This window comes from uncultured Maribacter sp., assembly GCF_947495965.1.
Lineage (GTDB): Bacteria > Bacteroidota > Bacteroidia > Flavobacteriales > Flavobacteriaceae > Maribacter_B.
In genome coordinates this window covers 101,406-115,728 of sequence record NZ_CANMBB010000005.1, presented here as the reverse complement: position 1 = coordinate 115,728, position 14,323 = coordinate 101,406, and the positions used below count along the sequence as shown (strand labels likewise).

At 32.8% G+C, this 14,323-nt stretch carries 10 protein-coding genes and 1 tRNA gene; 8 read left to right on the top strand and 3 right to left on the bottom strand.

The window, feature by feature from the left end; translation table 11 throughout:
* Window positions 1-5 precede the first annotated feature (5 nt).
* The 6 genes from Q0820_RS11460 to uxaC all read left to right on the top strand — a co-directional run bounded on the left by Q0820_RS11460 (window position 6) and on the right by uxaC (window position 10,305).
* The gene (locus Q0820_RS11460) at window positions 6-1,271 is read left to right on the top strand and encodes a family 43 glycosylhydrolase (RefSeq protein ID WP_298487776.1); all 1,266 of its coding nucleotides are present in this window, start codon (window positions 6-8) and stop codon (window positions 1,269-1,271) included.
* 587 nt (window positions 1,272-1,858) lie between these two features.
* Window positions 1,859-5,176, top strand: coding sequence for a TonB-dependent receptor (locus tag Q0820_RS11455; protein WP_298487775.1), 3,318 nt, complete (start codon window positions 1,859-1,861; stop codon window positions 5,174-5,176).
* A 26-nt stretch (window positions 5,177-5,202) separates the two neighbouring features.
* Window positions 5,203-6,753: a RagB/SusD family nutrient uptake outer membrane protein gene (locus tag Q0820_RS11450; RefSeq protein WP_298487774.1), complete on the top strand. Its 1,551-nt coding sequence runs from the start codon at window positions 5,203-5,205 to the stop codon at window positions 6,751-6,753.
* 108 nt (window positions 6,754-6,861) lie between these two features.
* Window positions 6,862-7,689 carry an SDR family oxidoreductase gene (locus Q0820_RS11445; RefSeq protein ID WP_298487773.1) on the top strand — a complete coding sequence of 276 codons (828 nt, stop codon included), beginning with the start codon at window positions 6,862-6,864 and terminating at the stop codon, window positions 7,687-7,689.
* Between the two features lie 18 nt (window positions 7,690-7,707).
* Window positions 7,708-8,886 carry a mannonate dehydratase gene (gene uxuA, locus Q0820_RS11440; RefSeq protein WP_298487772.1) on the top strand — a complete coding sequence of 393 codons (1,179 nt, stop codon included), beginning with the start codon at window positions 7,708-7,710 and terminating at the stop codon, window positions 8,884-8,886.
* Entirely contained in the window at window positions 8,887-10,305 is a 1,419-nt protein-coding gene (gene uxaC, locus Q0820_RS11435; RefSeq protein WP_298487771.1) for a glucuronate isomerase, read from the top strand. It abuts the gene before it with no gap.
* Window positions 10,306-10,375: 70 nt separating this feature from the next.
* On the opposite strand, the gene Q0820_RS11430 is transcribed toward uxaC, so the two are convergent.
* Window positions 10,376-10,449: transfer RNA gene (locus tag Q0820_RS11430), tRNA-Arg, on the bottom strand.
* Between the two features lie 230 nt (window positions 10,450-10,679).
* On the opposite strand from Q0820_RS11430, the gene Q0820_RS11425 reads away from it, so the two are divergent.
* Both Q0820_RS11425 and Q0820_RS11420 read left to right on the top strand, forming a co-directional pair.
* Window positions 10,680-11,675 carry a LacI family DNA-binding transcriptional regulator gene (locus Q0820_RS11425; RefSeq protein ID WP_298487770.1) on the top strand — a complete coding sequence of 332 codons (996 nt, stop codon included), beginning with the start codon at window positions 10,680-10,682 and terminating at the stop codon, window positions 11,673-11,675.
* Window positions 11,676-11,678: 3 nt separating this feature from the next.
* Window positions 11,679-12,191 carry an adenine phosphoribosyltransferase gene (locus tag Q0820_RS11420; protein ID WP_298487769.1) on the top strand — a complete coding sequence of 171 codons (513 nt, stop codon included), beginning with the start codon at window positions 11,679-11,681 and terminating at the stop codon, window positions 12,189-12,191.
* Here the strand turns inward: Q0820_RS11420 and Q0820_RS11415 are convergent.
* Both Q0820_RS11415 and Q0820_RS11410 read right to left on the bottom strand, forming a co-directional pair.
* The gene (locus Q0820_RS11415; RefSeq protein WP_298487768.1) at window positions 12,188-12,340 is read right to left on the bottom strand and encodes an SsrA-binding protein; all 153 of its coding nucleotides are present in this window, start codon (window positions 12,338-12,340) and stop codon (window positions 12,188-12,190) included. The two genes, Q0820_RS11420 and Q0820_RS11415, sit on opposite strands and share 4 nt — an antisense overlap.
* Before the next feature lie 70 nt (window positions 12,341-12,410).
* On the bottom strand, window positions 12,411-14,186 hold the full coding sequence (locus Q0820_RS11410; protein ID WP_298487767.1) for a DUF885 family protein: 1,776 nt from the start codon (window positions 14,184-14,186) through the stop codon (window positions 12,411-12,413).
* Window positions 14,187-14,323 lie beyond the last annotated feature (137 nt).

The window sequence follows — 14,323 nt, the reverse complement described above, 5'->3', positions numbered from 1 at the left end:
AAAATATGAAACTAAAACTTTTAGCTATTGTTGGAGCGTTAGCACTAGTTGCTTGCCAACAAGGTACAAAAGAAACAGAAACGACTGAGCAACCTAAAAACCAAGGAGGATTTCCTTTTGTGCTTCCAAAGGAAAAGCCCAATAGAAAAATGAGTGCTGCCATGGAACGTATATATACAGACTATGAAGCGCCACAACCTAATCATAATGAGCTTTTTAGTCAATTTAAATATACAGAGTTAAAAGGTTTTGATTATAACAATCATGATGGAACTATTTCTCGTAGAGACCCATCAAAGATAATTTTTCACAACGGAAAGTATTACGTGTGGTATACGTATAGAAATACACCAACACCACCGCAAGGAGCAGAAAAATCTACAGATGTTATTCCTTCTGCAGATTGGGATTTAGCTGAAATTTGGTATGCAACATCTACTGATGGCTTTAATTGGGAAGAGCAAGGAGTAGCAATAAAGCGTCCAGAAAAACCCATTGTAGGATGGCGAGCAGTTACTACAACAGATATTTTAGAATGGAAAGGTAAATTCTATTTATATTACCAAGGGTTTATGGAAGCTAGTGGTAAAAGAGGGGACGATTGCCCAGTAGCGGTTTCTTATGCAGATTCTCCAGAAGGACCTTGGACAGCATACAATAAAATAGTTATACCTAATGGAGCAGAAGGAGAGTGGGATCAATATTCTATTCATGATCCTTACCCATTAGTTCATGATGGTAAAATTTATATTTATTATAAGTCAGATTTTGGAGAAAGACCAGACTTAGTTCGCATGCAAGGTTTGGTTATTGGGGATAATCCTTTAGGGCCTTTTACAAAACACCCGTTAAATCCTGTTATTACATCTGGACATGAAACTTCTTTATTTCCTTTTAGAAAAGGAGTTGCTGCTTTGGTTTATAAAGATGGTCCAGAGCATAACACAATACAATATGCAGAAGATTGGGTAAATTTTAAAATAGCCTCTATTACAGAATTAATGCCGTATGCGGCGGCACCACATGTTCCAGACGCTTTTACAGATACTAAGGATGGTCGTGGAATTACATGGGGAATGGCACATTTTATAGCTTTAGGTGGTAAAGAAAAATTCCATTCTAAATTGGTTCGTTTTGATTGTGATTTAAGTTTAGATATTAATGACCTAGAAATGAAAGAACATAGAGTAAGACACACTCCAGAAGTATATTATTCTCAAGGTTTAAGTAGTGAACAGTTAAAGAGATTAGGATATAATAAATCTAAGTAGGTACCCAACTAACTTTTCAATAAAACAGAAGAAGCCCAATTATAGCGAAACTATAATTGGGCTTCTTCTGTTTATATAACACCTATTTTTTGTGTTATTATAAAGTGGTTTATTAAACATGTATAAAGTAATAGGAACAATATATACCATTGTACAAGTGAATGGTAAAAACAAGACTACAAAGACTTGCCGTTTCAGTTATATTTTTTAAGTAATGTACTGAATAATATTATAAGAGAAATTTAAACGTGTTTAGTAGTATTCACTGAATCCTACTGGATTATAATTTTGCTTAAAAAAGAGCGCAAAATTATAGTTTTTCGAAGTAATACTTCTATAAGAAAAAATCATTTTATAGTTTATTATGAAGTAAAATTAGGTGCTATAATTTCCAAATAAAAAAAGAATCTTTCTCACAGGGTAAAATAAAAACTATACAACAATTATACAGCTTATTATACTGTTGTTTAAAAATTCTATTTCTAATATACATATTGCTAAATAGTTATTTTAAAGGCTTGTTTGTTAATGATTACACATAATTTTAACAAAAAATTAATAACTAACTAACTAATCTTTATGTGAATATGTTAAACAAACTTAAATTAATAAAAGCACACTTTAGTATTGCTTTTGCCTTATTTTACGTAAGCGCAAGCTTGGCACAAGAGGTAAATGTTTCGGGAAGTGTGAGTGATAATTCGGGTGCACTGCCGGGAGTATCAGTCGTAGTAAAAGGAACCACTATAGGTGTCGCAACAGATTTTGATGGGAATTTTAAAATTAATGCAGACAAAGATGCTGTACTTGTATTTAGTTATATAGGCTATAAGGAAAAGCAAGTGTCTTTAAATGGAAAAATGAATCTAGATGTTATATTACAACAAGATGTATCAAATCTGGAAGAAGTAGTTGTAATTGGCTATGGTACGGCCAAGAGGAAAGATTTAACAGGTTCCATAGTATCTGTTAAAAGTGAGGAGCTAGATCAAGTTAAACCAGTATCTTTTGAAGGAGGCCTTGCCGCTCGTGCATCTGGTGTGCAAGTGGTTCAATCTAGTGGAGAGCCTGGTTCTGGTTTTCAAATTAGAATTAGAGGAGGTTCTTCGATAACGGCAAGTAATGACCCTTTGTATGTTATTGATGGTTTTGCACTTGGGGGTTCTTCAGTAGCTACAGGTGCAGGAGGAGGAGGCTTAGGGAATTCCACTACCAGTCCATTAGAATCTATAGACCCTAGTACAATTGAGTCTATTCAAGTTTTAAAAGATGCTTCAGCAACCGCTATTTATGGCTCTAGAGGAGCTAATGGTGTAGTTATTATTACAACAAAACAAGGTAAAAAAGGGTATTCTTCTTTAAATTTTGAAACCTTTACTGGTGTATCCACTATTGCTAGACCTATAGATTTACTTGGTGGTCAAGATTATATAGATTGGTGGAATGAATATTATCCATTGGTTAATGTAGATCCTACGAATGATCAAAATAGGGAGGCTTTTTTATACAGGGAAGATGATGGTACGCCTATTTCTGTTGAAGATGCTAGGTTCATTGTTAATGATTGGCAAGATGAAATTACAAGAACTGCAATAACTAAAAATTATAAGCTTGCCATGACTGGTGGTAGTGATAATAGTTCGTATTCAGGTTCTTTTTCTTACCTAGACCAAGAAGGAATTATTAAAACTAGTGATTACGAGCGTTATAGCGGTAACCTTAATGTAAGACAAAATATTAATGAGAAATTACAAGCAGGTGTAAATATTAATTTGGGTATTACAAAGAGCTCTGGTGTTGTTTCGGCTGCTAATGCCGGCCTTGCAGGAAGAAGTGGTCTATTAACTAATGCAACCTTGTTTAGGCCTGTGCTAGGAAGAAGGCAACCAGGAGACGATGCTGAATTTGATGAAGATGGTAATATAGTAAGCTTAAGAAATGGAGAATTTGTTAATCCGGTACTTAGGTTAGAGAGTGATAGTAATGAAAGAAAAGCTTTTAGATCATTTGGTAGTGTTTTTTTACAATATAATATAACAGACAATTTATCTTTTAAATCATCTTTAAGAGGTTCTGTAGGTTCTAATAAAACCGAACAATACTTTTCTGAAGATGTGGGTTACGGTAAGTTAACAAATGGCAGGGCTATTGTTAATAATGTTGTTACTTCAGGTTTAATTATGGAGCAAAACTTAAACTATAGAAAAACTTTTGAAGGGGGGCATAATTTAAATGTTACTGCGGTATACGAAAGACAACAAAATACGAATGAATTTACACGATCTGAAGCTTTAGGCTTTGATTTACCAGGAATTAATTTAGGAAGTTTAGATGTTGCTCAAGAAACTTTACAGAACAGGTCTAACTTTGTTAAAACAGCGTTAGAATCTTATTTAGCTCGTTTTCAGTATAGCTATAAAGGTAAGTATATTGTAAATGCAAGTGCAAGATACGATGGTTCTTCACGTTTTGCCGAAGGAGCAAAATGGGGTTTCTTTCCATCTGCAGGTGTTGCATGGAATGTTGCTAATGAGAAGTTTCTTGAAAATAGCAAAGTAATTAACAATTTAAGATTTAAAGCTAGTTATGGAGAAACAGGTAATACGGCAATTGGCTCCTACAGATCTTTTGCTCAGGCTGGTTTTGCTAGTATAATTTTAAGTGGGAATGAATTGTTTACTGGGGCTGCTATTACTCAATTAGCAAATCCTGACTTAACTTGGGAAACTACTAAAAAATTAGATGCAGGAGTTGCTATAGGTTTATTTAATAATAGAATAAGTCTAGAAGCGGATTATTACAATAACCAAACGGAGGATTTGCTTTTAGAAGTACCACTAGCACCTACAAGTGGTTATGAGAATGTATTTAAAAACTTAGGAGCGGTTGAAAACAAAGGTTTTGAATTTGCTATTAACACAATTAACGTAGAAGACGAAAATTTTGAATGGACATCCAATTTTAATATAAGTTTTAATCAAAATAAAGTGTTAGATTTAGGGGGAGCAGATGAATTCATAGAAACAGCTATAGGGGCAGGTAACCAGGTAACTAACGACTACATAGTAAGAGTAGGAGAATCTTTAGGTTCTTATTATGGAATTGAAGTAGAAGGTGTTTATGGTTATAGTGATTTTGATGCTTTTGATGGATTAACAGATGTGCAGGCAGCTGAAAAAATTAGACAAGATGCCGAAGATCAAAATATTGCTTGGTTTCAATTAGAATATGAGCTTAAAGATGGGGTGCATACTTCCGGGCAATCTAATAGAGAGTTGTATCGTCCAGGGATGCCAAAGTTTAAAGACCAAATTACCGTAGATACTGATGGAGATGGTATTCCAGATGCTACCGATGGTATTGTTAATAATGACGATAAAAAAATTCTTGGGAGTTCACTTCCAAAACATTTTGGTGGGTTTACTAATAATTTCAAATATAAAAATTTCGATTTATCAGTTATTACGCAATGGTCTTATGGTAATGAGGTGTTTAATAAAAATCTTCACAAAGGAAATAGTCAAGTAGTTCAGTTTTCTAATAAGTACGGATCTGTCAGAGATCGTTGGACACCAGAATCTCCGGACACTAAGATCGCTTCTATTTTAGGATATCAATTTGGGGCTATTCCTGGTTCTCTTTATTCAGACTACATTGAAGACGGTTCATATTTAAGGTTAAGTAATATTACTCTTGGTTATGAGTTTCCTAAAAGATTAAAAAAAGATATTGGAGTCAAAAAGTTTAGAATTTACGGAGCTATTGACAATGTTTTTGTTTGGACTAATTACTCTGGATATGATCCAGATGTTAGTGTAGCACGAAATCAATTAACTTCAGGATTAGACGTAGATTCTTACCCTCGCGCTAGAACTTTAAGAATAGGATTAAGCGTAGGATTTTAATACAGTATAACAATAAAAAAATAAATATGAAAGATTATAAATTATTGAAATATGTCATTGTCATATTTTTAGCGATGGTAATTACCTCATGTGAAGACGGTTTTTTAGAAGAAAAACCGACAGCATTTTTGGATCCTAATGCATTATTAGTAGATACAGATGGGGCAGAAATTTATTTATTTGGTGCATACGATGCCATACAACATACAATGTCTTATGGAGGTCAAGGACAAGAAGGAATACAATTTCTTTGGGGCATTACAGCTTCAGATCTTGGAGTAGCTCCACGATGGGACCAAAGAAGGTTTATTTATTTGCACCAACAAACTCCTGGAACTCCTCAATTAGAGAAATTGTGGAAAAATATGTACAGTTCTGTTAATAGAGTTAATAGTACTATTGATCGTATAGGAAAAATGACAGCAGATCAAATAGAATCTGAAGATAAAAGTAAATTTATTGCCGAAGCGAAATATTTAAGATCCATGCTTTATTTTGGCTTAGTGGTTGCATGGGAGAATATACCCTTAAGGAAGAATGAAACTACGGAATTAGATAATTTAGATATAGTAGCATCACCTCCTGAAGAAGTGTATAATTTTATAGTAGAAGATTTGCAATTTGCAATAGCTACGCTTCCAGTGGAACAGGGTTCAGGTAGAGCTACAAAAGGAGCAGCTCAAGCCTTATTAGGAAAAGTGTATTTGCAAATGGCAGGTTTTCCATTAAACCAAACGGATAAATTAGTAGAAGCTAGAGATTTGTTAAAAGAAGTTATGGATAGTGGTGTTTACAATTTATTGCCTAATTATCGCGACATTTTTACATTGGATAATGAACAATCATCAGAAATGATATTTGCTATAGGTATGGAAGGTGCAGGGTTATCTAATGGCGGTAATGTAGGTAGTCTATTTGGTCCTAGAGGTTCAAGACCTAATGGCGGAGGATTTCCAAGTGTTCTTTTTAATTTGAATTTTGTTAATACCTATGACGAAGATGGAGATTGGCGTTTCAAAAACAATGTCTCTAAACATAATGCTAATAGAGTTGGTCCGGATGAAGCTTATGAATCCGAAACTACACCAGGGCAGGCCAATAACCCTCTTGCATGGAGACCGTGGAAATGGCATGCAGCAAAACCTAACGCATATACCGGAGATACACCATTTGATTACCCTTACATTCGTTACGCAGATGTTTTATTAATGTATGCAGAGGCGTTAAATGAATTAGGGGAGCTAACGCAAGAAGATTTAGACATTACGGTTAACCGTTTGCGTAATAGAGCAAGAAGACTTCCAGATGCTTTACCAAATATCCTTTTAGGATCGCAAGAAGATAATGATGCAGCAATTTTATCTGAAAGAGCGAAAGAACTTTGTTTTGAAGGGTGGAGGCGAACTGATCTTACCAGAAGAGGGATTGAGTTTTATAGGTCTTCTATTTTTGCAGATCAAAAGGGAGTAAATGCAGGTAATCCTCAACCTCAATTTGAGGACCATGAAATTCGTTGGCCAATTCCGCAAGTAGAATTAAATTTAAATTCTTTATTAGAGCAGAATCCTGGCTATTAATTTTTAAGTTAGTTTTTTTATTGAAAAGTCTATTCTATAGTGGAATAGACTTTTTTTGTTATATTTACGTTAACGTACACGTATTTAATGTAATTTAAAGAAAGAAAAATGAGTAAAGTAATTGTCTTAACAGGCGCAGGGGGAGTACTATGTAGTGCATTAGCAAAAGCTCTTGCAAAGGAAGGACATAAAATTGCAGTTTTGGATTTGCGTAAAGAGGCGGCTGTTAATATTGCTAATGAAATTACGGCAGATGGTGGCATAGCTATTGGTGTAGAAGCAAATGTTTTAGAAAAAGATTCTTTAGATATAGCAAAAGCAGAAGTGAATAGTAAATTAGGAACATGCGATATTTTAATTAATGGAGCAGGGGGTAATCATCCTTTAGGAACAACATCAAACCCTTTTTTATTTGAAGAGGATTTAGAAGATACAACAGAAGGATTTAAAACTTTTTTTGATTTAGACCCAACAGGAATTAAGTTTGTTTTTGATTTAAATTTAATAGGAACATTGTTGCCTACACAAGTTTTTGCAAAAGATATGGTAGGTAAGCAAGGATGTAGTGTTTTAAATATTTCTTCTATGAATGCTTTTACACCATTAACAAAAATTCCAGCATATAGCGGAGCTAAAGCAGCTGTTTCTAATTTTACACAGTGGCTAGCAGTGCATTTTTCTAAAGTAGGAATTAGAGTAAATGCGCTGGCACCAGGATTTTTTTTAACAGATCAAAATAGAAGTTTACTTACACAAGAGGATGGTAGTTTAACTCCAAGAGGAAATCAAATTATAGAACAAACACCAATGGGTAAATTTGGAAAACCAGAAGATTTAGTAGGAACAACATTATGGTTGTGTGGCGAAGGAGCTTCCTTTGTTACTGGCATTGTAGTACCAATAGATGGTGGTTTTAGTGCCTATAGTGGAGTTTAAAAAAATATATAGTAGATAATGGAGCAAACATGGAGATGGTACGGACCTAAAGACCCCGTATCTTTAGAAGATATAAACCAAGCAGGAGCAACAGGTATTGTTTCTGCATTACACCATATTCCTAATGGTGAAGTTTGGACAATAGAAGAGATTCAAAAAAGAAAAAAAGATATAGATGATGCAGGACTCAACTGGAGTGTTGTAGAAAGTATTCCGGTACATGAGAATATAAAAACACGTTCAGGAAATTTTCAAATGTATATTGATAATTATAAGATGAGTGTTAAAAATTTAGCATCTTGTGGTATACCCATAGTTTGCTATAATTTTATGCCTGTTTTAGATTGGACAAGAACAGATTTAAGTTTTCAAGTAGAAGATGGTTCTAAGGCATTACGTTTTGATGTTATTGCTTTTGCAGCTTTTGAACTATTTTTATTAAAAAGACCTGGAGCAGAAAATAGTTATTCTGAAGCACAAAAAAGTGCTGCAGAAACATATGTAAATACTCTTTCAGGCGATAATAAAAAGCAATTAATAAATAATATAATTGCTGGTTTGCCTGGAGCAGAAGAAGGGTATACGTTAGAACAATTTCAAGAAATTTTAGATACCTATAAAAATATAGACGCACAGGTGTTAAGGGAAAATTTAGTATCTTTTTTAAAAGAAATTATTCCTGTGGCTTCTCAAAATAAAGTATTAATGTGTATTCACCCAGACGATCCGCCATATCCTATTTTAGGATTGCCACGAGTGGTAAGTACAGAGGAAGATTATGCTTTTTTATTTGATAATGTTCCGGATAGAGCTAACGGAATTACTTTTTGCACAGGTTCATTAGGAGTAAGGGCCGATAATAATTTGGTTCAGATTTTTAAACGTTTTGCAGACCGTACACACTTTTTACATTTAAGAAGTACAAAGCGAGATGCACATGGTAATTTCTATGAAGCAAATCATTTAGATGGTGATGTAGATATGTATAGTGTTGTAAAAGAAATTTTAGTAGAAGAAGAAAGGCGTAAGACCGAAGGAAGAAAAGATTGTACTATTCCTGTAAGACCAGACCACGGACACCAAATGTTAGACGATTTAAAGAAAAAAACCAATCCTGGGTATTCTGGTATTGGTAGGTTGCGTGGTTTAGCAGAACTTCGTGGATTGGAATATGGAATTTCTAAAAGTATTTTCTAGATGAGTGTAATAAATTCACAAGGTTTTATTACCGATAATTTTTTGTTACAGTCCAAAGTAGCAGAAGAATTATACCATAATTACGCTAAAGATTTACCAATAATTGATTATCATAATCATTTATCGGCGCAGAAAATTGCGGAAAATAAACCTATTGAAAATATAACAGAAGCATGGTTAAAGGAAGATCACTATAAGTGGCGTGGTATGCGTGCTAATGGTGTGGAAGAAGCTTTTATTACTGGTGCAGCTACCAATAAAGAAAAATTTTTAAAATGGGCATATACGGTGCCATATACGTTAAGAAACCCTTTGTTTCATTGGACACATTTAGAGCTAAAACGTTATTTTAATATTGATAAAATTTTACAGCCCTCTACAGCAGAGGTAATTTATGATCAAGTAAATTCTATTTTAGCAAAGAAAACACCTTCTCAGTTGCTAGAACAAATGAAGGTTGAAGTTGTTTGTACTACAGATGATCCTTGTGATGATTTACAATATCATAAACAGATTGCAAAATCAAATAATTTTTATACTAAAGTATTACCAACATTTAGATCCGATGAACTTTTCTTTATCCAAAAAAAGAGTTTTTTAGTTTACTTATCTAAATTGGGAGCCAGCGCTAGAATAAAAATTAATACTCTGGATGATTTTTTAGGAGTTATAGATGCACGTATTTTATTTTTTAACAATAACGGATGTAGATTGTCTGATTTTGGAGTAGGGGAGGCATTAAGAATTGAAGACCATACTAAGGAAGAAGTAATGTCAATTTTCAATAAAAGAGTAAAAGGAAAAAAGCTTTCTGTTACTGAAGTAGATAAGTATCGGTCATTCTTATTTATTTATTTAGGAAAAAAATACCATGAATATAATTGGGTGCAACAATACCATTTAGGCCCTATTAGAAACAATAATAGTTTGTTAGTACAAGAAGTAGGTTTAGATGCTGGTTGCGACTCTATAGGAGATTTTCCAATGGCAGATTTTATGTCTAAATTATTTAATCAACTAAATTCAAACAATCAATTAGCAAAGACAATTACATATAATTTAAATCCTGCACAGAATGAAGTTTTTGCAACTATGATGGGAAATTTTCAAAATGCAGATATACCTGGTAAAATGCAATGGGGTTCTGGATGGTGGTTTCTAGATCAAAAAGACGGAATGGAAAAACAATTAAATGCATTGTCAAATATGGGGTTGCTTAGTCGTTTTGTGGGTATGTTAACCGATAGTAGAAGCTTTTTGTCATTTCCAAGACACGAATATTTTAGGCGTATCCTATGTAATTTAATTGCGCAAGACATAAAAGAAGGACTTGTGCCTAATGATGTAGAATTTCTTGGGAAAATGGTGCAAGATATTTGTTATAATAATGCAGTAAATTATTTTAATTTTAATGCGTAAACTGCAATAAGGAACTATTTATAAATAAAAAAAGCTTTCAAGAAATTGAAAGCTTTTTTTTGTTTAGTAGTGACCTCGACAGGATTCAAACCTGTAACCTCTTGAGCCGTAATCAAGTGCGCTATTCAGTTGCGCCACGAGGCCTAATTGTTCCCGTAAAACGGGCTGCAAATATATTTCTTTTTAAACTTATTACAAAAGAACCTGTTGTAAAATATTAGATTTTTTATTTTTAGATTAGAACCTTATATTATAACTCCTGTTATTAAACATAATAATTTGTATTTCTACGGTTTTATTAGAGACATTGTTAAACTAATATTACCTTAGTAGATTAATATTTAGTTATATAGTAATTACGAATTTGATAAACTATGAAGAATACTACGCTTAAAGACCTTTCTAAGTTGTTAAATCTTTCGGTTTCAACAATTTCAAAAGCATTAAATGATAGTTTAGAAATTAGTGCTGCAACTAAAAACAGAGTAAAAGAGGCGGCATTAAAAACTAATTATAGGCCAAATCCACTTGCTTTAAGCCTTAAAAAGGGAAAGAGTAAGACTATCGGTGTTGTTATACCTAGCGTACTAGACCGTTTTTCTGCTAAATTATTTATTGGTATAGAAAAAGTAGCTTATTCTAAAGGGTACAATGCTATCTTGTCAACATCAAACTACAATAAAGAACGCGAAGCACATAACGTAGATATTTTAATTGAAAAAGGAGTAGATGGTATTATTGTTTCTTTAACAGAGGATACTATAACATCTGAAAATTATAGTCATATAGAACGTGCACGTAATAGGGGAATATCTGTTGTGCTAGCTAATAAAGTTCCAGAAGATTTAGCTTTTAACAAGGTTAGTATAGATCATTATAAAGAGGCTTATAACGCCGTTTCTGACTTAAAAATTTCTGAAAACAAAAATGTTTTAGTAGTAGAGTCTTTTTCTAATGCAATGTATGTAGACAGGCGTAAAAGAGGAATAGTAGAGGCTTTACAAAATATTCATAAAATAAATAATCATGCCGTTATAAAGGCTAACGGAGAAGAGTCTTTTGCTGGAGACGTAATTAAAAAAGTAAAAGAAGACGGAGTATCTACTTTAATAGTTATGAATCAATATTTGTTAGAAACTATTTTGATGCATAAGAATACGCAAAAACTATTAAGTAAAGGAGAACTTTTTATTTATGCTTTTTCTATTAGAAAATCGGCTTTTGAAGCTATTAAAGGTGTAAAGCCTATTTCTCCAAGAGGAAAATTTTTAGGAGAGAAAACGGCAGAGTTATTAATAGACCAACTAGAGAATTATACAGAAGGGGTACATGCAATATCTGTAGATAGTATTGGGAAAAGAATATGTTAAAGAATGGATTTATATAAGTATATAAAGGATGTTCCTGATTTTCCGAAAAAAGGTATAGTTTTTAAAGATATAACTCCTTTGTTAAGTAATGCGGAAGCTCTAAAGTTTGCAACAAATAGTTTGTTGAAAATTGTAGAAAATAAAAAAATTGATAAAGTTATTGGGGTAGAGAGTAGGGGGTTCTTTTTTGCACCTTTATTGGCAAGAGAACTTAACGCTGGTTTTATACCAGTTCGTAAGCCTGGTAAGTTGCCATCAAAAGTTGCACAAGAAACCTATGACTTAGAGTATGGAACCGATGCTTTAGAAATTCATGAAGATGCTATTTCTAAAGGAGATAAAGTACTTGTTCATGATGATGTTTTAGCAACAGGAGGAACAGCTGAGGCTGTTTGTAAATTAGTTGAGAAATTAGGAGGAGAAATAGTACAGTGTAATTTCTTATTAGAGTTAGATTTTTTAGAGGGAAATAAAAAATTGTCTAAATATAAAGTGACCTCCCTTTTACACTATTAATCTAAAGCATTTGTGGTAATCCAATAACGCCACCCTATAATTGCTAACTGTAGTTTGGATGCTTTAGAAAGGTCTAACTGTTTCTTAGAGTAAGAAGGTAGTAATGTTTTGTTAATCTTTGCTAGAATTTTAAAAATCATAAGTTTCATATAAACTTTATTTAAGTTAAAAGTAATAAACCTCAATAGATTTATCGAGGTTTATTACTTTTAAAACAAATTACTCTTGGGTAATCCAGTTATTAATTTTATCCTCTAATAGGGCTAAAGGTACGCATCCAGTTTCTAAAATTTGATTATGAAATTCTTTGATGCTAAATTTTTCTCCCATAGCATTTTTTGCTTTTTTTCGGAGTTCTTGGATTTTTAATTGTCCAATTTTATAAGATAATGCTTGTCCTGGATTAGCCATGTAGCGTTCAATTTCGGATGTAATTCCTTCCTTTGATTCTGCTTCATTTTCTAAAGAATATTCTATGGCTTGTTCTCTTGTCCATCCTTTAGAATGTAAGCCAGTATCAACAACTAAACGAACTGCTCTGTGCATTTCTGCACCTAGCATACCAAAAAGTTGGTAAGGGTCGGTGTATAATCCTAATTCTTCTCCAAGAGATTCGCAGTATAATGCCCACCCTTCTCCATAGCCACTATACCAAAGTGTTTTTCTAAATTTAGGTAAAATATTACTTTCTTGTGTTAAAGATATTTGGTAATGATGCCCAGGAATTGCTTCATGTAAAAATAATGACTCATCGGAATACGTGTTGTATTTTGTGGCATCAGGAATTGGAGTGTAAAAAATGCCAGGTCTTGTACCATCTATAGATCCAGGGTTGTATTCTGCACTTGCAGATTTTTCACGAAAAGCTTCTGTTCTTCTTACTTCAAAAGGAGTTTTGGGTTTTACATCAAAAAGCTTCTCAAGCTGAGGTTTCATTTTTTCATGGATAGTATTAAAATTAGCAATAACTTCACTTGGTTCTTTAAAAGGCATTAATTTTTTGCTGTTTCTAACGTAATTAAAGAAATCTTTAAGATCTCCTTTGTATCCAACTTGCGCTTTAATTTTTTCCATTTCGGAACGTATTCTAGCTACTTCTTTTAATCCTAGAGTATGTATCTCTTCGGCTGTCATATTAGTTGTTGTATATTTTTTTATTTGGTGCGCATAATATGCATCGCCATTTGGTACTCCTTGTATACCACTTGTTTCTCTTCCAGCCTCTAGATAAGTAGTACTTATAAACGTGTATAATTTTTCATAAGCAGGGATTACCTTATTACTTACCATGTTTTTATAGGCATTTGTTAATTCAGATTTTTGATTTTCTGTGAAATTCACAGGGAAATTTAGTGCAGGCTGATAAAATAGATGTTTTTCTACATCTTTATTCGTAAGGGCTTTTAGTTGTGGTATTACTTTAATTATAAGTGATTTAGGTAGTACATGTTTCTTGTTAATACCTTCTTTCATTCTTTCTGTGGCACTTGTTATCCATTCTAAATAACCATCAACTCTTTTTAGCCATTTATTATAATCATCTACAGTTTTAAAAGGCTGGGCACTGCTTCCGCTTGCTAATTGTCCTACAAATAGGTTAACAGACCACATTTGATCTATAGGTGTTAAGTTGGCATTAAAATTAAATTCGTTTAATTTAATATCGCATTCCCAGTTTAAAATAGTTTTACTTAGTTGTTCACTTTCTGTTAAACTATCGTTTGGAAAAGAATTTAATTGTTTTTTATAATGGGTGTAATGGGTTTTAGACGTATTAATAAATTCACTAGAAAGATTATTTACAAAAATGTCATTGTAACGATGGTCGCCAGCAGTGGTTGCATTAATTGGGTTTAGTATAAGTTCATCTTCATAATAATTGTTTAGTAATTGCGTAAATTTTTCAGATAAATTTTTGGTTTCTCTTTTAGGTTTCTCTTTACAGGAATAAGTTATAGCAATTAAAAGTGCTATTAGTTTTAAATAAGTTTTCATTTTTCATTTTTTTAGTCAAGCTCAAGATAATTAAAAAAATAAAGACTGCACTTTGGCAGTCTTTTGTATATAGGCCTATATGATACTACTTAAGCAAAAAACATAATTATAGAAAGAAATAATACTAATAAAAGTTT

Bases quoted from the DNA above. Each gene is read 5' to 3' on its own strand.
- Q0820_RS11415 (WP_298487768.1), bottom strand. From the start codon at position 12,340: ATGAAACTTATGATTTTTAAAATTCTAGCAAAGATTAACAAAACATTA.
- Q0820_RS11455 (WP_298487775.1), top strand. From the start codon at position 1,859: ATGTTAAACAAACTTAAATTAATAAAAGCACACTTTAGTATTGCTTTT.
- Q0820_RS11460 (WP_298487776.1), top strand. From the start codon at position 6: ATGAAACTAAAACTTTTAGCTATTGTTGGAGCGTTAGCACTAGTTGCT.
- Q0820_RS11450 (WP_298487774.1), top strand. From the start codon at position 5,203: ATGAAAGATTATAAATTATTGAAATATGTCATTGTCATATTTTTAGCG.
- Q0820_RS11445 (WP_298487773.1), top strand. From the start codon at position 6,862: ATGAGTAAAGTAATTGTCTTAACAGGCGCAGGGGGAGTACTATGTAGT.
- uxuA (WP_298487772.1), top strand. From the start codon at position 7,708: ATGGAGCAAACATGGAGATGGTACGGACCTAAAGACCCCGTATCTTTA.
- Q0820_RS11420 (WP_298487769.1), top strand. From the start codon at position 11,679: ATGGATTTATATAAGTATATAAAGGATGTTCCTGATTTTCCGAAAAAA.
- Q0820_RS11410 (WP_298487767.1), bottom strand. From the start codon at position 14,186: ATGAAAACTTATTTAAAACTAATAGCACTTTTAATTGCTATAACTTAT.
- Q0820_RS11425 (WP_298487770.1), top strand. From the start codon at position 10,680: ATGAAGAATACTACGCTTAAAGACCTTTCTAAGTTGTTAAATCTTTCG.
- uxaC (WP_298487771.1), top strand. From the start codon at position 8,887: ATGAGTGTAATAAATTCACAAGGTTTTATTACCGATAATTTTTTGTTA.